At 72.0% G+C, this 25,303-nt stretch carries 27 protein-coding genes; 21 read left to right on the forward strand and 6 right to left on the reverse strand.

Going from position 1 to position 25,303, the window contains the following annotated elements; genetic code table 11:
- Positions 1-41: 41 nt before the first annotated feature.
- Complete coding sequence (locus SROS_RS08245) at positions 42-1,460, reverse strand: cellulase family glycosylhydrolase (RefSeq protein ID WP_012888449.1); 1,419 nt, start codon at positions 1,458-1,460, stop codon at positions 42-44.
- A 192-nt stretch (positions 1,461-1,652) separates the two neighbouring features.
- Between SROS_RS08245 and SROS_RS08250 the strand changes: the two genes are divergently transcribed.
- The 6 genes from SROS_RS08250 to SROS_RS08275 all read left to right on the forward strand — a co-directional run bounded on the left by SROS_RS08250 (position 1,653) and on the right by SROS_RS08275 (position 7,676).
- The gene (locus SROS_RS08250) at positions 1,653-2,144 is read left to right on the forward strand and encodes a hypothetical protein (RefSeq protein ID WP_012888450.1); all 492 of its coding nucleotides are present in this window, start codon (positions 1,653-1,655) and stop codon (positions 2,142-2,144) included.
- Positions 2,145-2,154: 10 nt separating this feature from the next.
- Positions 2,155-2,409: a DUF3039 domain-containing protein gene (locus SROS_RS08255; RefSeq protein WP_012888451.1), complete on the forward strand. Its 255-nt coding sequence runs from the start codon at positions 2,155-2,157 to the stop codon at positions 2,407-2,409.
- 180 nt (positions 2,410-2,589) lie between these two features.
- Entirely contained in the window at positions 2,590-3,441 is an 852-nt protein-coding gene (locus SROS_RS08260) for a zinc metalloprotease (RefSeq protein WP_043651581.1), read from the forward strand.
- The gene (locus SROS_RS08265) at positions 3,438-4,826 is read left to right on the forward strand and encodes an MFS transporter (protein WP_012888453.1); all 1,389 of its coding nucleotides are present in this window, start codon (positions 3,438-3,440) and stop codon (positions 4,824-4,826) included. The genes SROS_RS08260 and SROS_RS08265 overlap by 4 nt, the downstream gene beginning before the upstream one ends.
- A gap of 98 nt (positions 4,827-4,924) precedes the next feature.
- Positions 4,925-5,710 (forward strand): hypothetical protein, encoded by a 786-nt coding sequence (locus tag SROS_RS08270; protein WP_012888454.1) that lies wholly within the window; start codon positions 4,925-4,927, stop codon positions 5,708-5,710.
- 217 nt (positions 5,711-5,927) lie between these two features.
- Complete coding sequence (locus tag SROS_RS08275; protein ID WP_012888455.1) at positions 5,928-7,676, forward strand: DEAD/DEAH box helicase; 1,749 nt, start codon at positions 5,928-5,930, stop codon at positions 7,674-7,676.
- 51 nt (positions 7,677-7,727) lie between these two features.
- Here SROS_RS08275 and SROS_RS50805 read toward each other — a convergent pair whose 3' ends face one another.
- The 3 genes from SROS_RS50805 to SROS_RS08290 form a co-directional block, all read right to left on the reverse strand.
- Positions 7,728-8,273: a hypothetical protein gene (locus SROS_RS50805; RefSeq protein WP_012888456.1), complete on the reverse strand. Its 546-nt coding sequence runs from the start codon at positions 8,271-8,273 to the stop codon at positions 7,728-7,730.
- Between the two features lie 299 nt (positions 8,274-8,572).
- Positions 8,573-9,145 (reverse strand): isochorismatase family protein, encoded by a 573-nt coding sequence (locus SROS_RS08285; RefSeq protein WP_012888457.1) that lies wholly within the window; start codon positions 9,143-9,145, stop codon positions 8,573-8,575.
- Positions 9,146-9,150: 5 nt separating this feature from the next.
- Positions 9,151-10,437 (reverse strand): nicotinate phosphoribosyltransferase, encoded by a 1,287-nt coding sequence (locus tag SROS_RS08290; protein ID WP_012888458.1) that lies wholly within the window; start codon positions 10,435-10,437, stop codon positions 9,151-9,153.
- 61 nt (positions 10,438-10,498) lie between these two features.
- On the opposite strand from SROS_RS08290, the gene clpS reads away from it, so the two are divergent.
- From clpS to SROS_RS08320, 6 genes are all read left to right on the forward strand, one after another.
- Entirely contained in the window at positions 10,499-10,768 is a 270-nt protein-coding gene (clpS, locus tag SROS_RS08295) for an ATP-dependent Clp protease adapter ClpS (protein WP_031159029.1), read from the forward strand.
- A gap of 96 nt (positions 10,769-10,864) precedes the next feature.
- Positions 10,865-11,389 (forward strand): DUF2017 domain-containing protein, encoded by a 525-nt coding sequence (locus SROS_RS08300; protein WP_012888460.1) that lies wholly within the window; start codon positions 10,865-10,867, stop codon positions 11,387-11,389.
- A gap of 9 nt (positions 11,390-11,398) precedes the next feature.
- Complete coding sequence (locus tag SROS_RS08305) at positions 11,399-11,815, forward strand: M67 family metallopeptidase (RefSeq protein ID WP_012888461.1); 417 nt, start codon at positions 11,399-11,401, stop codon at positions 11,813-11,815.
- A gap of 62 nt (positions 11,816-11,877) precedes the next feature.
- The gene (locus SROS_RS50810) at positions 11,878-12,015 is read left to right on the forward strand and encodes a hypothetical protein (protein WP_169369270.1); all 138 of its coding nucleotides are present in this window, start codon (positions 11,878-11,880) and stop codon (positions 12,013-12,015) included.
- Between the two features lie 86 nt (positions 12,016-12,101).
- Positions 12,102-12,380 (forward strand): MoaD/ThiS family protein, encoded by a 279-nt coding sequence (locus tag SROS_RS08315; protein WP_012888463.1) that lies wholly within the window; start codon positions 12,102-12,104, stop codon positions 12,378-12,380.
- A gap of 84 nt (positions 12,381-12,464) precedes the next feature.
- Positions 12,465-13,412: a PLP-dependent cysteine synthase family protein gene (locus tag SROS_RS08320; protein ID WP_012888464.1), complete on the forward strand. Its 948-nt coding sequence runs from the start codon at positions 12,465-12,467 to the stop codon at positions 13,410-13,412.
- A gap of 97 nt (positions 13,413-13,509) precedes the next feature.
- On the opposite strand, the gene SROS_RS08325 is transcribed toward SROS_RS08320, so the two are convergent.
- Both SROS_RS08325 and SROS_RS08330 read right to left on the reverse strand, forming a co-directional pair.
- A complete protein-coding gene (locus SROS_RS08325; protein ID WP_012888465.1) occupies positions 13,510-15,366 on the reverse strand; it encodes a DUF3352 domain-containing protein in 1,857 nt (618 codons plus the stop codon).
- Positions 15,367-15,469: 103 nt separating this feature from the next.
- The gene (locus SROS_RS08330; RefSeq protein ID WP_012888466.1) at positions 15,470-15,805 is read right to left on the reverse strand and encodes a hypothetical protein; all 336 of its coding nucleotides are present in this window, start codon (positions 15,803-15,805) and stop codon (positions 15,470-15,472) included.
- A gap of 151 nt (positions 15,806-15,956) precedes the next feature.
- Between SROS_RS08330 and SROS_RS08335 the strand changes: the two genes are divergently transcribed.
- The 9 genes from SROS_RS08335 (at position 15,957) to SROS_RS08370 (ending at position 25,122) form a co-directional block, all read left to right on the forward strand.
- Positions 15,957-16,748, forward strand: a complete 792-nt coding sequence (locus tag SROS_RS08335) for a thioesterase family protein (protein WP_012888467.1) — start codon at positions 15,957-15,959, stop codon at positions 16,746-16,748.
- Between the two features lie 68 nt (positions 16,749-16,816).
- Positions 16,817-17,638: a glutamate racemase gene (murI, locus tag SROS_RS08340; RefSeq protein WP_043651586.1), complete on the forward strand. Its 822-nt coding sequence runs from the start codon at positions 16,817-16,819 to the stop codon at positions 17,636-17,638.
- Between the two features lie 79 nt (positions 17,639-17,717).
- A complete protein-coding gene (locus tag SROS_RS08345; RefSeq protein ID WP_012888469.1) occupies positions 17,718-18,470 on the forward strand; it encodes an MBL fold metallo-hydrolase in 753 nt (250 codons plus the stop codon).
- Between the two features lie 5 nt (positions 18,471-18,475).
- A complete protein-coding gene (gene rph / locus SROS_RS08350; protein WP_012888470.1) occupies positions 18,476-19,192 on the forward strand; it encodes a ribonuclease PH in 717 nt (238 codons plus the stop codon).
- Positions 19,189-19,827, forward strand: a complete 639-nt coding sequence (locus SROS_RS08355; RefSeq protein ID WP_012888471.1) for an XTP/dITP diphosphatase — start codon at positions 19,189-19,191, stop codon at positions 19,825-19,827. Before rph ends, SROS_RS08355 begins: the two co-directional genes overlap by 4 nt.
- Positions 19,828-20,047: 220 nt before the next feature.
- Positions 20,048-20,185: a hypothetical protein gene (locus SROS_RS50815; RefSeq protein ID WP_012888472.1), complete on the forward strand. Its 138-nt coding sequence runs from the start codon at positions 20,048-20,050 to the stop codon at positions 20,183-20,185.
- Positions 20,186-20,209: 24 nt separating this feature from the next.
- Positions 20,210-22,951 carry an ADP-ribosyltransferase gene (locus tag SROS_RS53800; protein ID WP_148268989.1) on the forward strand — a complete coding sequence of 914 codons (2,742 nt, stop codon included), beginning with the start codon at positions 20,210-20,212 and terminating at the stop codon, positions 22,949-22,951.
- A 2-nt stretch (positions 22,952-22,953) separates the two neighbouring features.
- Complete coding sequence (locus tag SROS_RS08365; protein WP_012888474.1) at positions 22,954-23,328, forward strand: hypothetical protein; 375 nt, start codon at positions 22,954-22,956, stop codon at positions 23,326-23,328.
- Between the two features lie 135 nt (positions 23,329-23,463).
- The gene (locus tag SROS_RS08370; protein WP_043651588.1) at positions 23,464-25,122 is read left to right on the forward strand and encodes a molybdopterin-dependent oxidoreductase; all 1,659 of its coding nucleotides are present in this window, start codon (positions 23,464-23,466) and stop codon (positions 25,120-25,122) included.
- Positions 25,123-25,303 lie beyond the last annotated feature (181 nt).

Below are 25,303 nucleotides of genomic sequence, written 5' to 3' on the forward strand. Positions count from 1 at the left end.
GTACGGCTCCCGCCATCGCCCGGCGGGAGCCGTACTCCGTTTCAGGAGGGGGTGACCGTGAGCGTCTGGACGCCCGAGGCGGCGGTCGTCGCGGTGAGGATCCGCCTGTCGGGGTCCCAGGAGGAGGAGAGGGCTCCGGTGACCCTGCCGCCGCGGGGGAACTCGTCGGCGGGCAGGTAGATCTCGGTCGGGCCGCTCCCGTCGGCGTCGAAGCGCACCGTCAGCGAGTGGGCCGCGCGGTCGTAGGCGATCTGCCGGGGGACGCCGCCGATCGCCCTCGGGTACGGCCTGGCGTAGACGGGGACGAGCGGGCCGGGCCTGCCCTCGCCGTCGTAGGGGCCCCACGGCCCGGGATCACGCGACCAGTAGGCCCGGCCCATGCCGAGCTCGTCGGTCATCTCCAGCATCCGTTCCACCAGCTCGGTGGCGCCCGGCCGGGTGGTGTCGAGGCCGAACTCGCCCAGGATGACCGGTCCGCCCTGGCGCTCGGCCAGGCGGAGCATGTTCGAGCGCCACCAGCCGAGCGTGGTGTCGGTCCACTCGCGGGACGCGCCCACGTAGTCCTCGCCGAGGTCCAGCGGGAGCGGGTAGACGTGCGGGGCCAGGCCGATCCGGGGCTCGCCCGCCCGCGGGTCGTCGAAGCGGGGCAGGCCGCTGGGCAGGCCCCAGTTGACCCCGACCGCTTGGGGCTCCACGAAGATCCAGTTGTCCTGGTCGACGCTCCTGATCTGGGCGATCGTGCGGCGGTAGAGCTCGGCCAGCGGGCCGTTCTCGAACGCCGCGCCCTGCACCGAGCCGCCCCACGGCTCGTTCATCAGGTCGTAGCCGATGATGGCCGGGTCGTTCTTGAAGTGGTCGGCCACCGCCCGCCAGGCCCCGGCGTAGTGGTCCATCAGCTCGGGGTGCTCGCCGGTGGTGTTCCAGAAGTGGTCGAAGGCCCGCATGACGCCGGGGTCCAGGTAGTAGAGCTCCCAGGTGTCGTGCTCCCCGGCGACAGGCAGGCCGTCCAGGTGGGTGGCCCATCCGGGGGCGCCGTTGCCCGCGCGCCCGTCGGGGGTGATCTGGTTGCCCCACAGGTCCTGGTGCATGTCGAGCATGACGTGGTAGCCCCGCTTGGCGTACCAGCCGACCCGCTCAGCCACTTTTTCCAGATATTTCGTGTCATAGACGCCGGGAGACGGCTCGACGGCCCGCCACTGCATCAGGAATCTGACGAAGTTCGTGCCCATCGCCCGGTACTCGGTCTCGACGTCCGCCTCGGTCAGCTCGGGCAGCGCGTCCGGAGTGCTCTTGGCGCTGCTCGCGGTGTTGAACCCGTGCAGCGTCAGCACCCGCCCCCGGTCGTCGGTGACGTACCGCGAGACCCGCTCGGGGGCGTCGCCCCGGGCGGCCGACGCCAGGCCGCCCGCCGCGGCGACGGCCAGGGCCAGCCCGGCGGCGGCCAGGCGCGGGCGCCTCATCGGGACGCCTTCCGTACGGCGTCCGCACGCGGGTGCCTCAACGGGATGCCTCCATCTCCCCGCCGTGTTCCGGGGCCCTCCTCCGTGCGCCGGCGGGGCGGGCGGGGGCGCGGTGAAGCCCGGCGTGCGAGGTGCGGCGGGCTCCGGATCCGGGTCTTTCGTGGAAATCGGTTGGGCGCTAGCCTGCCGAACATGAGCATCGTTCGCAATAGCCTGCCGACGGTCGTTACCTTGCTGATCGTCTCGGCCTTCGGGATGTTCGGCACCGGCATCGCCACCGCCGCCGGCTATCTCGCCGTGCCCTCCGCGGTGGGCCTGCCGTACGGCCTGCCCGGCCTGCGGCTCGTCCCGCTCGGCGAGACCGGCTGGGCCTTCACGCTCACCGAGAACCTCGCCGCCCTGGTCCTGGCCGGGGTGGTCGCCTGGGTGACCACCCACCGCAGGGGCGGAGCCGTACGGGCCTTCTTCGCCGGCTGGGGCGCCTTCGCGCTGGGCGCCGCGGCGGCGGGCCTGCTGCGCGCGGTGGCCCTCTCCCAGACCGTCGAGGCCGGTCTGGGGGCCTACGCCGGCCTCGTCCTGGGCGCCCTGGCCGCCGGGCTGATCTGGGGCGTCATTCTGGGCTGGGCGGCCGGGATCGCGACATTGGCGAGCGTCGGCGCGGAGACCGCGGTGGCGCGGGCATAAAATCGGCAGGGTGAGCACGAAGATTCTCCCTGAGAGCGACATCCGGCCGGACCTGTCGCACGGCGACGGCGACCACGAGCGGTTCGCCCACTACGTCGAGAAAGACAAGATCATGGAGAGCGCGTTCAGCGGCACCCCGGTGCGCGCGCTCTGCGGCAAGGTCTGGGTGCCGAACCGGGACCCCCAGAAGTTCCCGGTCTGCCCCGAGTGCAAGGAGATCTACGAAGGGCTGCCCAAGGGCGAAGACAACAACAACAACGAGTGAGTGTTGTTCATGGGTGATCGCCACCGATGAGGTTACGGTCGGGATGCCGCGGGGGCGCGGCAATCGACCAGCAGATGTGACCTGTCGGGGGAGTGCATGGCTCGGCGTGCGATCGCCGCTATATCGGCGTGCCTGTTCACAGCGGGCGCCGCTCCTGCCGTCCCCGCCTCGGCGTCCGCTGTGAGCGAGCCTCCTCCGGGGTGCGCCGCGGCCGCACGGTCCGCGGCCGCACGGTCCACGGCCCCCGGGCGGGTGCCCGAGCCGTGGGCGCCGGGCCCGGAGCAGGTCGCCGAGATGCTCGCCGACCTGGCGCGGCGCCAGTCCGCCATGCGCCTCGGGCCCTGGATACCGGTCACGGTCTCCACCTGGGTGCACGTCATCTCCGCCGGCCCCCTGGGGGCGCAGGACACCGCGGTGCGCAGCCAGATCGACGCGCTCAACGCCGCCTACTCCGGCCGGCTCGGCGGGGTCGACACCGGGATCCAGTTCCGCCTCGACGGCCTCACCCGGACCGACAACGTGACCTGGTTCCGGGATCCGGTCACCTACGAGTCGTCGATCAAACAGGGGCGCAAGGGCGGCGCGGAGACCCTCAACCTCTACGTCGCCCAGCTCAGCCGGCTCGTGCTCGGCTACTCCACCTACCCCTACGGGTACAGGACCGAGCCCGGACGCGACGGCGTGGTCATCGACTGGCGCAGCCTGCCCGGCGGGTCCCTGCGCAACTTCGACCGGGGGTTCACCGGGGTCCACGAGATCGGCCACTGGCTCGGGCTGCTGCACACCTTCGAGAAAGGCTGCGAGGCACCGGGTGACGGGGTCGCCGACACCGCGCCGCAGGGCCGGCCCACCGAGGGCTGCCCGGCCCGCAAGGACACCTGCAAGGGCGGCGAGCCCGACCCGATCCACAACTTCATGGACTACTCTCACGATCGCTGCATGTCGGAGTTCACCACCGGCCAGGCGGCCCGGATGCACGAGATGTGGGCCGCTTACCGCGCCCCGGCGCCGGACACTACCCTTGATGGGTGACAGCACCGAAGACGCTTGACGCTCCATACCAACCTCCCCGGATCTTCGGTTCCGACTACCGCACGGCCACCCTGGGCATCCTGCTCGTCGTCACCCTGATCGCCTTCGAGGGCATGTCCATCGGCGCGGTGATGCCCGCGGTCTCCGAGGACCTCGACGCGCTCGACCTGTACGGCATGAGCTTCTCGGCCTTCCTCATCTCGGGCCTGTTCGCCAACGTCGTCGCGGGCCTCTGGTCCGACCGGCGGGGGCACGCGCTGCCCTTCCTGCTCGGCGTGGGACTGTTCGTGGTCGGCATGGCCATGGCCGGCGCGGCCGGTTCCAAGGAGCTGTTCATCGTGGCGCGCGCCGTACAGGGGTTGGGCGGCGGCGCGGTCATCGTGGCGATCTACGTGATGATCGCCCGGGTCTACCTTCCCGAGGTGCGGCCCAGGGTGTTCGCCGCCCTGTCCGCCGCCTGGGTGCTGCCCGCGCTGGTCGGTCCCGGCCTGGGCGGGATCATCGCGGAGACGGTCGGCTGGCGCTGGGTCTTCTACGGGATCGTGCCGCTGGTGATCCCGGCCCTGCTGATGCTGCTGCCGGCGCTGCGCACCGGGGAGGGCCCGTCGCCCGAGCCGGCGACCGGACCCCGCTCCCGGCCGCTGGCGATGACCCTGGCGGCCGCGGCCACGGCGGGCGGCGCCGGGCTGCTGCTGTACGGAGTGGACCGGCTGCACGACACCCCGGCGCCCGGCGGGATCACCGCCGCCGCCGGGCTGGTCGCGCTGGCCGTGGGCCTGCCCAGGCTGCTGCCTCCCCGGGCGCTCAGGTTCGGCCGCGGCCTGCCCACCACGGTCATGATGCGCGGGATCCTCGCCTCGGCGTTCTTCGGGGTCAACGCGTTCATCCCGCTGCTCCTCACCGAGGTGCGCGGCCTGTCGGTCGTCGAGGCCGGCGCCGCGCTCACCATCGGGGCCCTGGGGTGGACGACCGGCTCCTACCTGCAGACCCGCCGCGCCTACGACCGGCCCCGGCTGGTACGGCTCGGCGCCGCGGCCGTCACCACCGGCATCCTGCTGACGCTCCTCGCGCTCGTGCCCGGCCTCACCGCCTGGGTCGCCGTGCCGGCCTGGGTCGTCGCCGGATTCGGCATGGGCATCGGCATCACCAGCGTCAACGTCACCGCGATGCGCCAGTCGCCCGACGCCGAGCAGGGGGCGAACTCCGCCGCCCTCCAGGTCGTCGACACCCTGGGCGGCGCGCTCACGATCGGCTTCGGCGGTGTCCTGATCAACCTGATCGGCCACGACGACATCGCCACCGGCTACACGACGATCGTGGTCCTGATGGCCGCCGTGGGACTGCTCGGGGTGATCGTCGCCGGACGCATGCGAGACGCCTCCTGACTCATTGGCCCCTCCCGTAACAACGATCACCTATAGCCGGACCGCGCCCCGGAAGGCATGGTAGGACGGTAGGACCGTGACCGCCGGGAGGAGACGTCGTGGACGAGCGCCCTCACCAGGCGTGGCCGCCGGAGGACCCCGGGCGCGGGGCCGGAGGCCGGGTACGGCCGGCGGCGGAGCCCGAGCGCCCCGGCGGGCGCGGGGCGTGGTCCTCGGAGGGGGCCGAGCACGAGGGGTGGCAGCCCGCCGGAGACCCGCCGCAGGACGACCTGCCGCCCTCGGCCCGCTGGTACGGCACGCCCGCGGCCCCGCCCCGGCGCCGCCGGATCCCGGACCGCCTGCGGCGCCGCCTGCTCGGGGCGACCGCCCTGGTGGCCGGGGCGGCGGCCGTCGTCGCCGGGGGCGTCCTGCTGGCCCCCCGGATCCTGCCCGCCTCCACGCCGCCCGCCCGCGTGAGCGATCCCCTCGCGGGCGTGGCGTACCCGCTGCCCGAGGGCTGGCGGACGGGCACGATGCCGCCGGTCACCGAGTTCACCTCCGTGGCGGGCAGCGGCGGGGCGGCGACCGTGATGTCCAGGCCGGCCGAGCCGGTGGCCGACGTGCGCGAGGCCACGGTGGAGCTCACCGACCTGTACGCCCGGCTGCTGCTCCACGGCGACGAGGTGAAGGTCGTCGACGACCGGGCGGTCACCGTGGGCGGCCGGACCGGCCACAGCCGCTCCCTGCGGGCGGAGTACCGCGACGTCGTCAACCGGCCGGCCTATCTCCGTGTGGTGTTTCTCACGGGCGCCGGAAGGCGGCCGGTCGTCGTGGTGGGCATGGCCCAGCCGGACGATCCCCGGCTGCGGGCCGAGATCGACACGGTGATCGCCGGAGTCCGTTAGCCGCGGCGGCCCGCCCGGAATGCCTGCCGGGTGCCCGCGGCGGCCCGCCCGGAAGGCCTGGTGAGCGCCCGTGGCGGGGTGATCGGCGGGCACCGGGCGGGGGCGGGAGGGCGCAGCCGTACGGGGGTGGGGGCCTCTAGCACGTGGAGGCGACCTTGGCGAGGATCTCGGCGGATCGGCACGTCTTGTCGGCGACTCAGATTACGCTGGGGACACTGTGAGCACTTCCGCCGCATCCCACCTGTCCCCCTCGTATCCGGACCGTGCCGCCTGGGGCACCGCGCCGAAGCTCCGCGCCTGGCAACAGGAGGCCTTTGACCTGTACTCCAGGCGTGAGCCACGTGACTTCCTCGCGGTCGCCACGCCCGGCGCGGGCAAGACGACCTTCGCGCTGCGCATCGTCAGCGACCTCCTGTCACGAGGGATCATCAGGGCTGTGACGATCGTCACACCCACCGAGCACCTCAAGCAGCAGTGGGCGGACGCCGCGGCCAGAGTCGGCATCGCCATCGACCCCGAGTTCAAGAACAGCCAGGGCGCGACCTCGCGTGACTACGCCGGGGTGGCCGTCACCTACGCCCAGATCTCGATGCACCCGGCGCTGCACCGCGCCCGCACCGAGGCGCGCAAGACGCTCGTCATCTTCGACGAGATCCACCACGCGGGCGACGCGAAGTCCTGGGGCGACGGCGTGCGAGAGGCGTTCGAGCCCGCCGCGCGGCGCCTGGCGCTGACCGGCACGCCGTTCCGGTCCGACGTCAACCCGATCCCGTTCGTCACCTACATGGAGGACGGCGAGGGCGTCCGGCGCAGCGTCTCCGACTACTCCTACGGGTACGGCCCGGCGCTTGCCGACGGTGTCGTCCGGCCGGTCATCTTCCTCGCCTACGCGGGCGAGATGCGCTGGCGGACCCGCGCCGGCGACGAGATCGCCGCGACCCTCGGCACTCCGCTCACCAAGGACCAGCTCGGTCAGGCGTGGAAGGCCGCGCTCGACCCCAAGGGCGACTGGATCCGCCAGGTGCTCCAGGCGGCCGACAGGCGGCTGACCGAGGTGCGCAGGGTCGTGCCCGACGCGGGCGCCCTGGTCATCGCCACCGACCACGAGACCGCGCGGGCCTACGCCAAGCACATCCGCGCGATCACCGGCGAGGGCGCCACGGTCGTGCTCTCCGACGACCCCGAGGCGTCAAAGAAGATCAAGCAGTTCTCTGCGTCCCACGACCGCTGGCTGGTCGCGGTCCGGATGGTCTCCGAGGGCGTCGACATCCCCCGGCTGGCCGTCGGGGTCTACGCCACGAGCACCTCGACCCCGCTGTTCTTCGCCCAGGCCGTCGGCCGCTTCGTCCGGGCCCGCAAGCGCGGCGAGACCGCCTCGGTCTTCCTGCCCTCGGTGCCCACCCTGATGGGGCTGGCCGGTGAGATGGAGGCCGAGCGCGACCACGTGCTCGACCGCAACCTGCCCGAGGAGGGCCTGGACGACTTCCTGCTCGAAGACGCCCAGCGCAAGAAGGACAACCCCGACGTCCTGGGCGACGAGCTGCCCTTCGAGACGCTGGAGGCGGTCGCCACCTTCGACCGGGTGCTCTTCGACGGCGGCGAGTTCGGCACCGCCGCCGAGCCCGGCTCGCCCGAGGAGGAGGACTTCCTCGGACTGCCCGGCCTGCTGGAGCCCGACCAGGTGCGGACGCTGCTGAGCAAGCGCCAGTCCGACCAGCTCAAGGCCAAGCGGAACAGGCCCGAGCCCAAGGAGCCCCAGCTCGCCCCGCACGAGCTCATCGCCAACCTGCGCAAGGAGCTCAACGGCCTGGTCGGCGCCTGGAACCACCGCACCGGCCAGCCCCACGGTGTCATCCACGCCGAGCTCCGCCGGGCCTGCGGTGGCCCGGCCATCGCGCAGGCCACCGCCGAGCAGGTCCAGGAGCGGATCGCCAAGATCCGCCACTGGGCCACCCAGCGGTCGTAGACCCTGTCCCCGTCCCGCGGCAGGCAGGGGAGCCGGGGGTGCGGGGCCCGGTCAGCGCAGGGTGATCGGCCGCCCGGTCCGGCCGTCGATCGCCCTGAACGCCCCCTTGCCGGGCAGTGGCGGCGCCAGGCGCACCCGCGTGGAGGCCACTCCGTCCGCCACGCTCACCGGGAGCGTCCGGGCGCCGCCGGGCCGGCGCTTCACTGGCCCCTCGTGCAGCCAGACCTTGACGCCCCGGTTCTCGCGGCGCAGGACGACGGTCGCGGTGCCGCACTCGTCCGCCGCGGCCCTCCAGAAGAGCGTCACGGCGTGCAGCTCGCCCTGGCGCCGGTCCGGCCGCGCCAGCTCGGGGGCGGGCAGCCGGGCGGCGCAGGCGGCCGTGTGCCCGGCCGCCCCGGCCGCCGGGGCGGCCATGACCGCCGGCTGGGCGGCCGCCGGCGCGGGCGGGAGCCGGACGGTGCTGTTGACCCAGATCGTGGCGGCCTCCAGCCCGGCCAGCGCGACCACGCTGCCCAGCCGGGTCGCGCCGTTGCCGCGCAGGAGCAGCCACAGGCACAGGGGGGCCAGGATCAGCCACGAGACACCGAGCACGAGCATGGGCGGTCACCACCGTGAGATCAGAGGATTACGACTCTCCGTAATACTCCTGTCGCGTGAGGTAGTTGCCGTCTTGGAAGTTTCATCAAATCTTCTTGAGCGTGGACAGCCCCGTCCTCGGGCGGAGGAGGAAACGCGGCGCGCGATCCGGCGGTGAAGCAGGAAGTCTCACGGGCGACCGTGGGAATCCCCTCCCCTCAGGGAGGGGAGGATGTCATGACCGGTCTGCAGACATTTCCGGGCCGGTGCCGGAACGGTTCACCGACCGGTCCGGGTCGCCCGGAGCCGGGGCCGCGGGTTCAGCCGCGGACCACCGGCTCGCCGCTGAGCCGGGCTCCGGCGGCGCCGAGCGCGGCCAGCGCGGCGTCCGTGGTGGACCTGGCCACCCCGGCGGTCAGGTCCAGCAGCACCTGTACGGCCAGGCCGTGGCCGACCGCGTCCAGGGCGGTGGCGCGCACGCAGTGGTCGGTGGCGATGCCGACGACGTCCACCGTGCTGACCCCGCGCCGGGCGAGCCAGTCGGCCAGCGCCGTGCCGTCGGGGGCGCTGCCCTCGAAGCCGCTGTAGGCGGCGGCGTGGGTGCCCTTGCTGAAGACCTCCTCGACCTTCGCGGTGTCGAAGGCGGGGTGGAACTCCGCGCCCGGGGTCCCGGCCACGCAGTGGGTGGGCCAGGAGCTCACGTAGTCGGGCTCGGCGGCGAAGTGGTCGCCGGGGTCGACGTGGAAGTCACGGGTGGCCACGACGTGGTCGTAGTCGTGTGAGGCGGCGTGCCGGGAGATGGCCGCGGCGACCTCGGCGCCGCCGCCCACCGGCAGGTTGCCGCCCTCGCAGAAGTCGTTCTGGACATCGACGATGATCAGTGCGGTTGCCATGGAAGTCAGTCAAACACGGTCGGAACGGCGGCGTAGCCCCGGGACAGCTGGTGGGCTTCGGGGGGGAGCTCGGCGACGGCCTCGCGGTGCCGGAGGCGGGCCGCCTCCAGCCCCTCCCGGCCGACGGTCTCGCCGCCGCGGACCAGCTCGGCCTGGAGGGGGCGGGCGCTCTCAGGGCGCTCGCCGGAGACGGTGACCAGCTCGGCGACCGCCGTACCCGCCGGGTCGAGCTGCCGGAAGGCCTCCTTGCGGCCGCCCCGGCTGGGCTTGCCCACCGACCTCTTGGCCACCGGCTGCATGATCCCGTCGGCGTCCTCCCGGACGACGAGCTTGTAGACCAGCGCGGCCGTCGGCACGCCGGAGCCGGTGACCAGCGAGGTGCCGACGCCGTAGGCGTCCACGGGGGCGGCGGACAGCGCCGCGATGGTGTATTCGTCCAGGTCGCTGGTGACGAGGATCCGGGTCTTGCCGGCGCCCAGCGCGTCGAGCTGCGCGCGGACCGCGTGGGCGGCCTCGGCCAGGTCGCCGGAGTCGAGGCGGACGGCTCCCAGGTCGGGGCCCGCCAGCTCCACGCCGGTCCGTACGGCCTCCGCCACGTCGTAGGTGTCGACCAGCAGCGTGGTGCGCTCGCCGAGCGAGTCGAGCTGGGCCCGGAAGGCCTGCCGCTCCGAGTCGTGCAGCAGGGTGAACGCGTGAGCCGCGGTGCCGGTGGTCGGCACGCCGTACCGGTGGCGGGCCATCAGGTTGGAGGTGGAGGCGAACCCGCTCACGTAGGCGGCCCGCGCGGCGGCCACGGCCGCCGCCTCGTGGGTGCGGCGCGACCCCATCTCGACGAGCGGCCGGGTCCCGGCGGCGCGGACCATGCGGGAGGCCGCGGTGGCGATCGCGCAGTCGTGGTTGAGGATCGACAAAATCACCGTCTCCAGGAGCACGGCCTCGGCGAAGGTGCCCTCCACGGTCATGATGGGGGAGCCCGGGAAGTAGCACTCGCCCTCGCGGTAGCCGTACAGGTCGCCGGAGAACCGGTAGCCGGCGAGGAAGTCCAGGGTGGGGGCGTCGACCACCTGGTTGTCCCGGAGGAAGGCCAGCTCCTCGTCGCCGAACCGGAAGGCCTCCAGCGCCTCCAGCACGCGGCCGGTGCCGGCCACCACCCCGTAGCGCCGACCTCCGGGGAGCTGCCGGGCGAACACCTCGAAGACCGTGCGTCGTGACGCGGCTCCGCTGCGCAACGCCGCCTGTACCATTGTCAGCTCATAGTGATCTGTCAGCAACGCACTGCTCATGCTCATCATCACGAGTCGAAGACTAAGCCCGGCGTAGGGCAGACTGGTGTATGTGGGTAGCACCGCTCCAATGGAGGTCGAGCGTCCGTCGATCGACGTCCGGCCTGATCTGCCATGGTTGACCATCGTCTGGAACGACCCGGTCAACCTGATGTCCTATGTCACGTATGTCTTCCAGTCCGTCTTCGGTTACTCGAAGGAGAAGGCGGAGAAGCTGATGCTCGACGTGCACCAGAAGGGCAGAGCCGTGGTGTCCAGCGGCACTCGCGAGGAGATGGAGCGCGATGTGCAGATCATGCACTCCTACGGTCTCTGGGCCACGGTGCAGCGAGATTCATGAGCGGCGGCGGATCCACCGCCGTCCGCCCCTCGGCCTGCCCCGGGGCGGGCAGGGAGCGGGCTTTGCCGGAAACGGGCGGGGAGCGGTGAGCGAGCGGTGAGTTCAGGGTTCAAGCGGGGGCGCAAGGGCGGCGTGATCACCGTCTTCGACGCCGCCGAGGTCTCGATCCTGCGTTCGCTGGTCTCCCAGATCCTCGGCCTGATCGAGCCCGGGGAGACCGGGGACGACCCGCTGGAGCGCGCGCTCGGCATCGGCCCGTCCGAGCAGTCCGCGGATCCGGTGCTGGCCCGGCTGTTCCCCTCGGCCTACGAGGACGCCGAGCAGTCCGCCGAGTTCCGCCGCTACACCGAGGCGACCCTGCGCGACGGCAAGCGGGCCGACGCGCAGACCATGCTCGACAGCGCCGAGCCCGGACGGGTCGAGCTCACCCAGGAGCAGGCGCAGGCGTGGATGCGCGCCCTGAACGACGTACGGCTCGCACTCGGCACCCGGCTGGAGGTGACCGAGGAGGTCCACGACGAGATCGCCAAGATGACGGAGGACGATCCCCGCTATCCGGCGTACGTCACCTACGACTGGCTGACCTACCTGCAGGACACCCTGGTCCGTGCCCTTTGGTAACTTCCTGACATGCTCACGATCTCCCGGGAACTGGTTGACAAGATCATCGCGCACGCCCGGGCCGACCACCCGGACGAGGCCTGTGGCGTGATCGCCGGGCCGGTCGGCTCCGACTCCCCCGAGCGGTTCGTCGCGATGGAGAACGCCGAGCGGTCGCCCACCTTCTACCGCTTCGACTCGATGGAACAGCTCCGGGTCTGGCGCGAGATGGACGACCGCGACGAGGAGCCGGTGGTCATCTACCACTCCCACACCGCGACCGAGGCCTACCCCTCGCGGACCGACATCAGCTACGCCTCCGAGCCGAACGCCCATTACGTGCTGGTCTCCACCCGCGAGGAGCTGGGCGAGGAGGCGGAGTTCCGCTCCTACCGGATCGTCGACGGCGTGGTGTCCGAGGAAGAGGTGACGATCACCGCGGGGTGACCGGCGTCCCAGTGGCCGATACGGCCGTGAGGGGAATCGTCCCCTTGGGTAAGCTGATGACCATGTCGACCGTTGACCCGAGCCTGGAGGACGTCGTGCTCTCACGTACCGGCGCACCGGCCCGGCGCGCGGGTCTCGCGGCCGTGCAGAGCTTCCTGTTCGCGCACACCCCCTCCGTCGTCGTCTACGACTGTCGCTGACCGGCAGTTCTGGAATCCTCCCGTGCCCGCCGGTGTTCTGATCCGGGGGCGGCACTCCCATGACGACACAAGGAGATTGACCCGCGATGGCCATCGAGGTTCGCATTCCGACCATCCTGCGCACCTACACCGACGGCGCCAAGGCCGTCGACGCCAAGGGCGCGACGCTCGACGAGCTGATCGGCGACCTGGAGTCCCGGCACCCCGGGCTCAAGGACCGTCTCATCGACAAGGGCGCGCTGCGCCGCTTCGTCAACGTGTACCTGAACGACGAGGACGTCCGTTTCCTGGGCGGTCTGGAGACCCCGCTCTCCGACGGTGACACGGTCACCGTCCTGCCGGCCGTGGCCGGCGGCTCCCGCTAGAGGCGCGGCGCCGCCGCGCCCCGACCGGCCGGCGGCGCCCGCCGACGTTCCTTGTCTGCTGACACGAGGCGGAAGCCGTACACCATGCGCTTTGACTCACTGATCGACTCCGTAGGCCGCACCCCCCTGGTCGGCCTGCCCCGGCTGTCCCCGTCGGAGGACGTGCGGATCTGGGCCAAGCTGGAGGACCGCAACCCGACCGGCTCGATCAAGGACCGCCCGGCGCTGTGGATGATCGAGCAGGCGGAGAAGGACGGCCTTCTCCGGCCCGGCTGCACGATCCTCGAACCCACGAGCGGCAACACGGGCATCTCGCTGGCGATGTCCGCCGGCCTCAAGGGCTACAAGCTGATCTGCGTGATGCCGGAGAACACCTCGGAGGAGCGCCGCCAGCTCCTGCGGATGTGGGGAGCGGAGATCATCTCCTCCCCGGCGGCCGGCGGCTCCAACGAGGCGGTCCGGGTCGCCAAGGGTCTGGCCGCGGAGAACCCCGACTGGGTGATGCTCTACCAGTACGGCAACCCGGCCAACTGGCGCTCCCACTACGAGACGACGGGTCCGGAGATCCTTGAGGACCTGCCGTCGGTCACCCACTTCGTGGCGGGCCTCGGCACCACCGGCACCCTGATGGGCGTCGGCCGGTTCCTGCGCGAGCGCGTCCCCGGCGTGAGCATCGTGGCCGCCGAGCCCCGCTACGGCGAGCTGGTCTACGGCCTGCGCAACGTGGACGAGGGCTTCATCCCGGAGCTCTACGACCCCGACGTGCTGACCACCCGCTTCTCCGTCTCCTCCGGCGACGCGCTCCGTCGCACGAGAGAGCTGCTGGCCGCCGAGGGCATCTTCGCCGGAGTCTCCACCGGGGCCGCCCTGCACGCCGCGCTCGGCATGGCGGCCAAGGCCGTCAAGGCCGGGGAGCGGGCCGACATCGCTTTCGTGGTGGCGGACGGCGGCTGGAAATACCTGTCCACCGGCGCCTACGAGGGGACCCTGGACGAGGCCGAGGAGCGGCTCGAAGGCCAGCTCTGGGCGTAGGCGGAGAGCCGGGGAAGACGAGGAAAGCGGGCACCCCACCGGGGCGCCCGCCTTCTCCGTCCGTGTCCGGCCGGGGACGGTGCCCGGCCGGGGTGAATCAGTCGAACAGCACTCGCAGGGAGAAGGAGGCGTCCGTACCGGACTGCGTTCCGCTGATCCCTACGGCGCGCAGCTGCTGGAGGTTGGCCTTGTCGTCACCCTGCAGGCTCTCCAGGTAGAACTTCTCGACCTTGTTGAGGTCGACGTAGGCGGCGAAGGTCGCCGCGCCGGCGTCGGGGATCGCGAGGTTGAACGTCTCGTCGTCGGCCAGGCTGCCGTCCTTGGCGAGTTCGGCGGCGTACTCCTGCGAGCTGGCCAGGACGAAGGTGCCGTCACCGGGGACCTTGGCGAGCTGCGGGACCGCGGTGCCCGAGTCGGCGAGGAACTTCTCGATCTTGCCGACGACCTCCTGCGCCTTGGCCGGGTCGGTGGTGATCCGGGCCCCGAACTTGGGCTGGTCGCCGTCGAGGCCGTTGGCGTCCACCGCCAGGGTGAGGTTCTTGCCGAGCATCGTCGCCAGGTCGGCGGGGAGCGCCAGCCCGTACTTCTGCTGGGCCTGGTCGGCGAACTGCTGGAAGCTCCCGCCGCCGCCGGCCTGGTCGGCCGACTTCATGATCTGGGCCCACTGCTTGCCGATCACGTCGCCGAGACCGGAGATCGAGATCGCGCCGGCGGTGGAGACCGGGAGCTGGCCGATCCTGGAGGGCTCGGGCTCGCCCATGCCCTCCAGGGCCTTCGCCCCGCGGCTGATGCCGGCCAGTTCGACGTACTGGCCGTCGAAGCGGAGCGCGCCGGCCACGCGGACGTTCTTGATCTGCGCGAGGGTGGCGGGGTCCTGGGGGGCGATCTCGGAGGCGAGGTCCGCGAGCTTGCCCGCGTCCATCCAGAAGGAGAGCACGCCGGTCTCACCCAGGGCGCTCAGGTCGTCGGAGAAGTTGGCGTTGTCGGACAGGGGCGCCGCCTTGGCGGCCTGGTCGGCCTCCGCCTGGGTGGCGGTGAGCAGCGCGTAGTCCTCGCGGAACGCGATGCCGTACTTCTCCCCGTCCATCAGCTTGGCGATTCCCGCCTTCGCCTTGGCCTCGTCGGTCACCTGGACGGCGACCACGAAGCCGGGCTCGGCACCGCGCTTGGCCGGGGTGAGCGCGGCCATGCCGATGCGGTCGCCGAGCCACGGCTGGACATCGGCGGCGTAGTCCACCTTGTCGAAGCCGCTCTTCTTGGCCTGGTCGAAGAAGGCCTTGCGCGGGTCGTCGCCGGTGAAGGAGTCCTTGGTGACGGTGAACTTCCGGGCGATGCTGAACAGCGCCAGCTTCTGGTTGGCCGCCGGGTCGAAGTCGAGGCGCGCGTAGCCGATGGCGTTGCCGGGCAGCACGTCGTGCGGCTGGGTGCCACCGCCGCTGAGCAGGTTGACCGCGAAGGCGCCGCCGCCGCCCACGAGGACGACGACCAGGGCGGCGATCACCGCGATCAGCCAGCCCTTGCCGCCCTTGCGGGCGGGCGGGGTCGGCTGTCCCGTGCCGAGGAAATCGGGGCCCTGCTGCTGCCAGCCGGGCTGCTGGCCGTAGTTCTGCTGCTGGTAGCCCTGCTGCTGCTGGTAGCCGGGCTGGGCCTGCTGGTAACCCTGCTGGCCCTGCTGCTGGTAGCCGGGGTAGCCCTGCTGGCCCTGCTGCTGGCCGTAGTTCGGCGGCTGCTGCTGGTAGCCGGGCTGGCCCTGCTGGCCGTAGTTCTGCTGTGGGTATCCGGGCTGCTGCGGGTAGCCGGGCTGTCCCTGCTGCGGGTAACCACCCTGCTGGGGGTGGCCCTGGGCGTGCGGTTGACTGTTCTGCTGCGCACCCTCGTTCCAACGGTAGGCGATCGTCCTGTCAGGCTGCTGGCCTGGCGTAGGCGACTGGTCGGGGGGATTGTTGGCAGGCATGCTCACTCACAATGTGGACTTCTCGGATATAGAGAAGTTAGTGCACATTGGTAGCAGGCGGCTTGCATTGAACTAACCAGGAGATTGCTCTGTCCAAGGGGAATCAGACCCGTTCCAGCGTTTTGACGGGTTTCCTCAGCATGATCTCGCCGTTGCCGGTGGAGGCCACCGCGTCCCACGAGACGAGGCTGCTGCCGGTGTAGAGCACCCGGAACACCATCTTGAACAGCCAGCTCGTCCGGTTGTCCGGGTCACGGGTGAGCCCCAGCATCACCGGAGCCCGCCGGTGCGAGACGACCAGGCCGGAGACCGTGAACTGCTGCTGCATGCCGAAGTTGCCCCTGCGGTTCCTCGTCATCCGGACGTCCACCACCTGCCCCACCCATACACCCTCCGAATCCCACACCGACTGACCGATGAGGTCACCGACTCCCGCCATCCCGACCTCCTGCGAAACCCCCGGAAAATGGTTATCAGTCTTTCAGTGGAATCACGTTTTCCCAGGTAGCGGCACGCACTGGAGGTCAGTGAGGCGCGAACGGCGCGGACTGGGTAAAGTGAGCGCTCTAGAACAAGGTTCGGGAGTGTGGATGACGAAGTTCGACGAGGCGACACAGGCCATCCGGGTGGACGAGACCACCTATGACGTGTGTCTGGACCCCGGATACTCGATCGGCGGGCCGCTCAACGGCGGATACCTGATGGCCGTGCTCCTGCGCGCCGTCGTGGACGCCTCGCCGCACGACCACCCGGTGACCACCAGCGCGCAGTTCCTGCGCGCCCCTCGGCCCGGCCCCGCCCGGGTCCGGCTGGAGCAGATCAAAGCCGGTCGCACCGCGGCGATGACCAGGGCGACCCTGATCCAGGACGACACCTCCTTCATCGAGACCCTCGTCACGACGGCGACCCTGGGCGACGTCGCCCCCGACTGGACGGACCGCCCCTCGGCGGACATGCCGCCCGTCGAACGGTGCGTCGTGCTGCCCGCCCCCAAGCCCGAGTCGAACATGACGCTCAACGCGCAGATGGAGATGGCGTTCGACCCGCCCACCATCGGCTGGCTCGACGGCAACCCCACCGGCCGGCCCGAGGCCCGCGCCTACTTCCGGATGGCCGAGCCGCAGGACCCCGACCCCTACGTGCTGGCGCTGGCCGTGGATGCCCTGCCGCCGGTGGTCTTCTCCGCCGGTGCCCGCGGCTGGGCCCCGACCGTGGATCTCACCTGGCACCTGCGCGCCCTGCCCGCCCCCGGCTGGCTCACCCTGCTCGGCAGCGGCCGGATGATCAGTGACGGCTGGTTCGACGAGGAGGTCGAGGTCTGGGACTCCGCCGGCCGTCTGGTGGCCCAGTCCCGCCAGCTCGCCCGGGTGGGCAGAGGCTGAGCCACGAATCAGCGGTGTGAGGATTCTTACCGTGAGCGGTCGTCCCAGGTCGCCTAACCTTGGGAACCGTGTCGCAAGCGAGTATCGGAATCTTTGACAGCGGTGTGGGCGGCCTCACGGTGGCCAGGGCGATCATCGATCAGCTGCCCAATGAATCGATCTTCTATGTGGCCGACACGGCGCGGCAGCCGTACGGCCCCAAGTCCATCGCGCAGGTCCGCGCCTACGCGCTGGAGGTGATGGACCACCTCGTCGAGCACGACGTCAAGATGCTGGTGATCGCGTGCAACAGCGCCAGCGCGGCGGTGCTGCGGGACGCGCGCGAACGCTATGACGTGCCGGTCGTCGAGGTGATCCAGCCGGCGGCGCGCCGGGCCGTGCAGGCCACCCGCAACGGCCGGGTCGGGGTGATAGGGACCCGGGCCACCATCGAGTCGATGGCCTACCACGACGCGTTCGCCGCCGCCCCCGACGTCATGCTGACCGGGGTGGCGGCGCCCCGGCTGGTGGAGTTCGTGGAACGCGGGGAGACGATGAGCGAGGAGCTCATCGAGGTCATCCGCGGCTACATGGGGCCGGTGCTGCGCGACGGGTGCGACACGCTGATCCTGGGGTGCACGCACTACCCGCTGCTCACCGCCCCCATCTCCTACGTCGCCGGAGACGGCGTCACGCTGGTCTCCAGCGCCGACGAGACCGCCAAGGACGTCTACCGCATCCTGCACGACCGGGGCCTGGCCGCGGCGGGCGGCACCCCCCGCCACCGGTTCGGCGCCACCGGCGACACCGTCCTGTTCGAGCAGCTCGGCCGGCGCTTCCTCGGACCGGAGATCCAGGCGGTCGAGCTCGCACCGGTGGGCGACGTCCCCGGCAACGGGCAGCGTCCGTGAAGGCGGCGATCGCCGGCATCCGGGCCGTGACGTGCCGCATCGCAACCTGAGAAGGCAACGTAAGAAGGAGGAGGCCGCCGTGAAATTGACGATCATCGGGTGCTCTGGAAGCTTTCCCGGCCCGGACAGTCCCTCCTCCTGCTATCTGCTGGAGGCCGAGGGGTTCCGCATGCTGCTGGATTTCGGCAACGGCGCGCTGGGCGCGCTCCAGCGGCACATCGGCCTCTACGACGTGGACGCCATCTGCCTGTCCCACCTGCACGCCGACCACTGCCTCGACCTCTGCCCCTACCATGTGGTCCGCACCTACTCCCCGCGTGGACCGCTCCCCAGAGTGCCGGTCCACGCCCCCGCCGACGCGCCCCGCCGCCTGGCCGCCGCCTACGGCATGCCCGACGAGCCGGGGCTTGAGACGGCCTTCGACTTCGCGCGGCTGACGCCGGGGGTGTTCGAGGTCGGCCCGTTCCAGGTGACGGCCGCGCGGATGAACCACCCGGTCGAGACCTACGGGTTCCGGGTCTCCTACGGCGGGCGCTCGGTGGCCTACTCGGGAGACACCGGCGAGTCCGCCGAGCTGGTCAAACTCGCCTCCGGAGCGGACGTGCTCCTGTGCGAGGCCTCCTTCCTGGAACGGCCCGGCCTCCCCGCCGGCCTGCACCTGACCGGCCGCCAGGCCGCCGAGCACGCGGCGAGGGCGGACGTGGGCACCCTGGTGCTGACCCACCTCGTGCCCTGGTACGACCGCGAGCAGATCCTCCAGGAGGCGTCCCTGGGAGGTTTCGGGGGACGGACCGAACTCGCGCGGAGTGGGGCCCTGTATGACCTAGGGTGAGTTTCATGGCCCGTGCAGATGGACGTTCTCCCGATCAGCTCCGCCCCGTCACCATCACCCGCGGCTGGCTCGCCCACGCCGAAGGATCGGTGCTCGTCGAGTTCGGCGGCACCAAGGTGCTCTGCGCCGCCTCCGTGCAGGACAGCGTGCCGCGCTGGCGCCGGGGGAGCGGCCAGGGCTGGGTCACCGCCGAGTACGCCATGCTGCCCCGGGCCACGAACACCCGTAACGACCGGGAGTCGGTGCGCGGCAAGATCGGCGGCCGGACGCACGAGATCTCCCGCCTGATCGGCCGGTCCCTGCGGGCCTGCGTCGACTACAAGACCCTCGGCGAGAACTCGATCGTCATCGACTGCGACGTGCTCCAGGCCGACGGCGGCACCCGCACGGCCGCGATCACCGGCGCCTACGTGGCGCTGGCCGACGCGGTCGCCTGGATGCGCGAGCGCAAGATGTGCAAGGGCGACCCGCTGATCGACTCGGTCTCGGCCGTGTCGGTCGGCGTCGTCGGTTCCACACCCCTGCTGGACCTGTGCTATACCGAGGACGTCGCCGCCGAGACGGACATGAACGTGGTGATGACCGGGAGCGGCGCGTTCGTGGAAGTGCAGGGCACGGCCGAGGGCAAGCCGTTCGACCGCGGCGCCCTGGACGAGCTGCTCGACCTCGGTGTCGCCGGGTGCGCGGAGCTCACCCGCCTTCAGCGGGAGACGCTGGCGTGAGCGCGGAGCCGACCGGCCGCCCCGGCGTGCCCGCCGACCGGGTGGTCCTGGCCACCCGCAACATGGGAAAGATCGTCGAGCTCCGTCGCATCCTCGCCGACGCCTCGGTGCCGGTGGAGATCGTCGGGCTGGAGGAGTTCCCCGAGATCGGCGACGTCGCCGAGACCGGCCTGACCTTCGCCGCGAACGCCCTGCTCAAGGCGCACGCCGTCGCCCAGGCGTCAGGCCTGCCCGCGATCGCCGACGACTCGGGCCTGTGCGTCGACGCACTGAACGGCATGCCGGGCATCTTCTCGGCCCGCTGGTCCGGCAGGCACGGCGACGACCGGGCGAACCTGGAGCTGCTGCTCGCACAGGTGTCCGACGTGCCGCGCGAGCACCGTGGCGCCCACTTCGCGTGTGCCGCGGCGCTGGCCCTGCCCTCAGGCCAGGAGCGCGTCGCCGAGGGGTCCCTGCACGGCCTGATCATCGACGCGCCACGCGGGACCAACGGCTTCGGCTACGATCCGATCTTCCTGCCCGACGGGGAGAGCCGGACGACCGCCGAGCTGTCGGCGCAGGAGAAGGACGCCATCAGCCACCGGGGCCGCGCCTTCCGCGCCCTGGCGCCCATCCTCGCCGAAGTGATCTCCTAACGGGCCCTGAGAGCTGGGAGAACGGCGACAGCCGGGGAGCTTCCGGTGGACCGGGACGGCCGGCGTGGGGAGTCCGGCTGCTCCGTGGAGCGATCGGCGCTTCGCCGTCAGGCCTCGGCTACCGGCGAGCGGCGGGATAGCATGATCCAGGCACGGGAGGTGCCGCGCGCGGTCTTCGACCGGAATCGGCGCGCTCGGAGACGATCAGCACGGAGCCGAGTTGGAGAAGGCGGAGCCCGGCGTCGGAGACGGGATCTTCGGCGCCTGTGTCGAGGAGCCGGACGGCGCCGTCACCGGGCTCCGCACCGGCGCCGGGAGACGCCGGCGGGCCGATCACCTCGGTGACAGCTGCGGCTGATAACCCATGGGATTCGATGGGATCTTGGTTCCCGACTGGGCCAAGCCGTACGTCGGCTGGGTGGTCGGGATGGACTGGCCCGAAGGCGATGAGGAAGGGTGTTTCCGGCTCGCCGACGCCTGCGTGACCGCCGCTCATCGGGTCGTTGAGGGGACCGGCGCCGACCAACTCCACAGCGCCCAGAAGATCGGCGCGGCCTGGGACGGCGAGGCCCATACCGCCTTCGCCGCGCACGTCACCAGGGTGGTGGGCGGGCGGGTCGCCGAGCTGGTCACCCGGCTGGTCAATGCCGCCGTCGCGCTCAACAACGTCGGCGTGCAGATCCAGTACGCCAAGTACATGATCGAGGCCACGGTATGGCTGCTGATCCTGCAGCTGGGTTACCTGCTGGCCGCCGCCGTGACCAGTGGGGGCGCGAGCCTGGCGCTCATCCCGGCCCGGTTGCAGCTCGCCCGTCTGACGGTCGCGCAGATCGCCGAGCGGGCCCTGGTCAACATGCGGCTGTTCGCCGTCATCGTCGGCGGCATGGACGCCGGCGTCCAGTCCCTGCAGATCGCCCAGGGCCGCCGCGACGACTTCGACCGGTGGCAGCTGCTGATGTCCACGCTGGCCGGCGGTGCGATGGGCGCCATGATGGGGGGACTGTCGGGTGGGCTGAGCCAGCTGGCCACTCCGGCCCTGCAGGCGGGTCTTTCCCGAGCCGAGATGAGCCTGGCGGAGAAGCTGCTGGCCGCCGCCACCAACTCCTTCTACGGCCAGGCCGCCCAGTACGCGCTGACCGGCGGCATCACCACCGCCGGCAGCATGCTCGTCAATGGCGACTTCAGCTGGGACCTGCTCGCCAAGGGCATCACCTCCAGCGCGCTGGGCGCCGACGGCCAGCACCTGGCCGCACCCATCACCCACGGTGGCGGCGCGCCCCCGCCCCATCCCACCCCCCTCCTGCCCGGCTCCGATCCCCACCCCGGCCCGGGGTCCCCGTCCGGTTCCGGCCGTGACGTCTCGCTCGGCTCGGAGTCCCCGTCCGGTTCCGGCCGTGACGCCTCGCTCAGCCAGGCCGACACCCCCACCCCCGAGGCGGCCCGGCCTCCCTCCACCACGCACGGTGGACCGGACCCCTCTTCCCCCGCCGGCCAGAACGGTTTCCCCGTGGGAGGCCGCGCGCAGGCCGCACCGGAGGGCCATGCCGTACCGAACGGCAGCGCGCGGCCGGACGGGAGCCAGGCACCGCGGGCGGCGCAACCCCCGCCGGCACACGCGAGAACGGACGGCGGCGCGGCCGGAGGGGGGCGCCCCGCCGCCGGGAGGACGGACAGCGCGCCGGGCCCGGGAGGGCGGCCGGACGGCGCGGCGCCGCTCTCGCGCATCGACCAGTTGATCAACCGGCCGGCCGAGCAGCCGAGCGCGCCGGCGCCACAACGCTTTCCGGAGCGATCGGCGCACGCCGAGGAGGGGCCGCAGACCTGGAACGACGGCGGTTGGGAGGGTTCCCGTGACGTTCCGGACACTCCGCGCGGGGGAGAGCCGGACACGGTGGCCGCGTCGGTCCCCGACCGCGCCCCCGTACACCCGGGTGAGGGGACCGCGGCCTCGAATCGGGGGCCGGTCAGGGATGTCGAGAACGTGGACCTCCATCCGGGCTCCGCGGCGACGTGGCCCGACGTGGGTCCGGCGCCGATGAGGACCGCCGAGGGGGTCAGGCCCCTCGACGCCGCCAGGGACGCCCTTGCCGGCGGCGACGTCGCGGGTGCCCGGTCGGCGGCGGACGCGGCCAGGGCGGCCGCCGACGAGGTGCGACGATCGGGAACGGCTCCCAGGGACGAGGTCGCACGGGCCGAACGGGACGCCCTCCAGGCCGAGCGGATCGCCGAGGTCGTCGCGGAGCTGGACGGTATCGGCGGTCTGCGCGCGGAGAACCTGGCCAAGATCAGAGAATTCGGCCTCAACATCGAGATACGGACCTTCGATGAGCAGGTCAGGGGGCAGGAGAACTTCATCCCGGTCACCTATGACGCGGACACGAACACGCTGACGGTCCAGCAGCACATGGCATGGCGGTCGCCGGCCGAGGAGCTCGCCGACTTCGTGGGCGGGCGCTTCCAGCCGTTCGAGGACATGATCAGCCAACGCGAGTTCGTGGCGCAGGATGTCAGCGACTGGCCCGGGCTGCCCGCGTGGAGCGAGGGGGCTGTGCGCTTCCGCACCCAGGCGGAGTACGACGCCTGGGTGGACGGAGCCATGGTGCCGCAGTCCGAGCGGTTCACCGACGCCCAGAAGGACTCGCTGGACGCCTACCGCAGGGAGCCGACCTACAGAGAGATCAACGATCCGCTCCGCGGCCACGGCCACCACTCGCCCGCCGCGGCCGAGCACACCGCTCACATCGACTCGGCGATGCACCAGTCCGTCATCCCCGAGGACGTCGTCGTCGCCCGGCACGTCTCTCCGGCCGCTTTCGACCGGCCGATCGCGCAGTTGGAAGGGACGGTCCAGGGGGATCTCGCCTATGTGTCCACCTCGACCGCCAAGAACCCCGAACGCTACATGCACCTGGCCCTCGAGCTGGAGTCGCTGGTCAAGCTCTGGCTCCGCGTCCCCGAGGGAACGCACGCGGTTCACATGACCGGTCTCCATCCGAACACCGAGATGTTCGGCCCGACCCACGAGCTGCTGCTCGACCGCGGTGTCCGCTACCGGGTCGACAAGGTGGTGTACGAGGACGGTGGCTGGAAGGTGTTCGGTACGGTGCTGGGCAAGGAGGGCTGAAAATGGAGCCTCGGTGGGACGATCCGGAGTTCCGCACGTTCGACGCCCCGCAGGAGTGGTCCTGGACCACCGACGGGCCGGTCCGCTATGTCCCGGTCACCCGCGAGGGCCTGCCCCTGGGCTTCCTCTGGGTCGCCCTGACGCCCGGCGCCGCGGGCTTCGTCCCGGCCGCCACCTCCGGGGGGGCGGGCATGAACGCGAGTGTCGCGTGGGTCGCACGCCTGCGTTCCGCCAAGGCGGCGGGAGACGATCCCCTCGCGGCGCTGCGCAGGTGGGCGGGGGAGGCCGAGGACGCGCTGTGCGGATCCGTCCCTGTCGGCGCGGAGAGCGAGATCTCCAGCCTGGCCGGGCTCTCCGAGCTCGCCGGCCGCTCCTGAAAGACCTCCGGGGAGCCTGCGACGAGGGAGGCCGGCGCTGGGAGAACGGCCTCCGGCGACGCCCGGAGCGGGGCCGGGCGGTCCCGTAATGGCGGCGTAAGATCCTGCGCCCTCCGATGGGCGTAGCGTCGGAGGATGGAGAGCAACAGGCGCATGCCCCCGTGGGCGGCGGCGCTGATCGGCCTGGTGTCCGGTGCGGTGGCGGTGGGGGTTTCCCTGCTGGCCGCGGGCCTGGTGAAAGCCTCGGCCTTCCCGGTTGTCGCGGTCGGCAACGCCGCCGTCGACCTCACCCCGGCCGCGCTGAAGGACTTCGCCATCCGCACCTTCGGCGAGAACGACAAGATGGTCCTGCTGACGGGCATCTTCCTGGTCCTCGCCGCGATCGCCGCCGCCGTCGGAGTCCTGGCGGTCCGGGACCTCCGGTACGGCCTGGCGGGCCTGGCCGCCTTCGGCGTCGTCGGCGTCCTGGCCGTCCTGACCCGCCCCGGCGCCGCGGTCGTGGACGTCGTCCCCACGGTGGCGGGCGTCGCCGCCGCCATGTTCGCCCTGCACCGCCTCACCGCCCGCGCCCTGGCCCCGCCGGCCGGCCCGCGCGAGGCGGGTCCGCCGGCCGGCCCGCACGGCACCGGCCCGAGCGGCGGGGAACCCGCCGCCGGAGCTGGAGGGGAGGAGCGGTACGGCGCGCCGGTCCCGCCGGTCATGCGGGCGGGGAACGGCCCCTACCCGTTCGACCGGCGCAGGCTGCTGATCGGGACGCTGGGTGGAGTCGCCGTCGCCGGAGCGGCCGGCGTGGCCGGGCGGATGCTGTCGGGCCGGGCGGAGGTGGCCGCGGCCCGGGTCGGCATGGCACTGCCCCGCCCCGCCGTCCCCGCCGCGCCGCTCCCGGCCGGCGCAGACCTGAAGATCAGAGGGCTGTCGCCGTTCGTCACCCCGAACCACGACTTCTACCGGGTGGACACCGCCCTCGTGCTGCCCCAGGTGGACCCCCGCGACTGGACCCTGCGGATCCACGGCATGGTGGACAGGCCCGTCGAGCTGACCTTCGCCGACCTGATGAAACGCCCCCTGGAGGAGGCCGACATCACGCTGTGCTGCGTCTCCAACGAGGTCGGCGGCCCGTACATCGGCAACGCCCGCTGGCTGGGCACCAGCCTGGCGGGCGTCCTGCGCGACGCGGGGGTGCGGAAGGGGGCCGACATGCTGCTCAGCACCTCCGCCGACGGCTGGACCTGCGGCACCCCGGTGGACGTCGTCCTCGACGGCCGCGACGCGCTGCTGGCCTTCGGGATGAACGGCGAGGCGCTCCCGGTCGCGCACGGCTTCCCGGTCCGCCAGGTGGTCCCCGGCCTCTACGGCTACGTCTCGGCGACCAAGTGGGTGACGGAGATCAAGGTCACCAGGTTCGACCGGGACGAGGCCTACTGGACGCCCAAGGGGTGGTCGGCCAGGGGGCCGGTCAAGACGCAGTCGCGCATCGACCTGCCGAGGGACGGCGCCCGCGTCGCGCCGGGCCGTACGGTGATCGCGGGAGTCGCCTGGGCGCAGCACAAGGGGGTGGACGCCGTCGAGGTGCGGATCGACCGGGGGCAGTGGCGCCAGGCGCGCCTGGCCGTGGCGCCGACCGCCGACACCTGGCGCCAGTGGGTGGTCGACGACTGGGACGCCACCCCCGGCAGCCACACCATCGAGGTGCGGGCCACCGACGCCACCGGCTACACCCAGACCCCCGACCTCGCCCCGGTGGCCCCCGACGGGGCCACCGGCTGGCACAGCGTCAGCGTCGACGTCGCCTGACGGGGCGTCTTCCCCGATCCACCGGGGTCAGCCGCGCCGAGAACGGCCGCGCCGAGAACGGCCGCGCCCGGCGGATCGGGGGGAAGCGCCGGCCCCGCCGTCCCTCGTTCCGTGCGGAGCCGCCCCGTCCCACCGTTTCCCATGCCGTGCGGAGCCGCCCCGATGGATGGCGACGGTCTCG

The sequence above is a fragment of the Streptosporangium roseum DSM 43021 genome (genome assembly GCF_000024865.1).
Classification (GTDB): Bacteria; Actinomycetota; Actinomycetes; order Streptosporangiales; family Streptosporangiaceae; genus Streptosporangium; species Streptosporangium roseum.

What these genes read in the sequence shown, in the direction of transcription:
- SROS_RS08245 (WP_012888449.1), bottom strand. Translation starts at nt 1,460, where the DNA reads ATGAGGCGCCCGCGCCTGGCCGCCGCCGGGCTGGCCCTGGCCGTCGCC.
- SROS_RS08250 (WP_012888450.1), top strand. Translation starts at nt 1,653, where the DNA reads ATGAGCATCGTTCGCAATAGCCTGCCGACGGTCGTTACCTTGCTGATC.
- SROS_RS50805 (WP_012888456.1), bottom strand. Translation starts at nt 8,273, where the DNA reads ATGCTCGTGCTCGGTGTCTCGTGGCTGATCCTGGCCCCCCTGTGCCTG.
- SROS_RS08285 (WP_012888457.1), bottom strand. Translation starts at nt 9,145, where the DNA reads ATGGCAACCGCACTGATCATCGTCGATGTCCAGAACGACTTCTGCGAG.
- SROS_RS08290 (WP_012888458.1), bottom strand. Translation starts at nt 10,437, where the DNA reads ATGATGAGCATGAGCAGTGCGTTGCTGACAGATCACTATGAGCTGACA.
- clpS (WP_031159029.1), top strand. Translation starts at nt 10,499, where the DNA reads ATGGAGGTCGAGCGTCCGTCGATCGACGTCCGGCCTGATCTGCCATGG.
- SROS_RS08305 (WP_012888461.1), top strand. Translation starts at nt 11,399, where the DNA reads ATGCTCACGATCTCCCGGGAACTGGTTGACAAGATCATCGCGCACGCC.
- SROS_RS50810 (WP_169369270.1), top strand. Translation starts at nt 11,878, where the DNA reads ATGTCGACCGTTGACCCGAGCCTGGAGGACGTCGTGCTCTCACGTACC.
- SROS_RS08315 (WP_012888463.1), top strand. Translation starts at nt 12,102, where the DNA reads ATGGCCATCGAGGTTCGCATTCCGACCATCCTGCGCACCTACACCGAC.
- SROS_RS08320 (WP_012888464.1), top strand. Translation starts at nt 12,465, where the DNA reads ATGCGCTTTGACTCACTGATCGACTCCGTAGGCCGCACCCCCCTGGTC.
- SROS_RS08325 (WP_012888465.1), bottom strand. Translation starts at nt 15,366, where the DNA reads ATGCCTGCCAACAATCCCCCCGACCAGTCGCCTACGCCAGGCCAGCAG.
- SROS_RS08330 (WP_012888466.1), bottom strand. Translation starts at nt 15,805, where the DNA reads ATGGCGGGAGTCGGTGACCTCATCGGTCAGTCGGTGTGGGATTCGGAG.
- SROS_RS08335 (WP_012888467.1), top strand. Translation starts at nt 15,957, where the DNA reads ATGACGAAGTTCGACGAGGCGACACAGGCCATCCGGGTGGACGAGACC.
- rph (WP_012888470.1), top strand. Translation starts at nt 18,476, where the DNA reads ATGGCCCGTGCAGATGGACGTTCTCCCGATCAGCTCCGCCCCGTCACC.
- SROS_RS08365 (WP_012888474.1), top strand. Translation starts at nt 22,954, where the DNA reads ATGGAGCCTCGGTGGGACGATCCGGAGTTCCGCACGTTCGACGCCCCG.
- SROS_RS08370 (WP_043651588.1), top strand. Translation starts at nt 23,464, where the DNA reads ATGGAGAGCAACAGGCGCATGCCCCCGTGGGCGGCGGCGCTGATCGGC.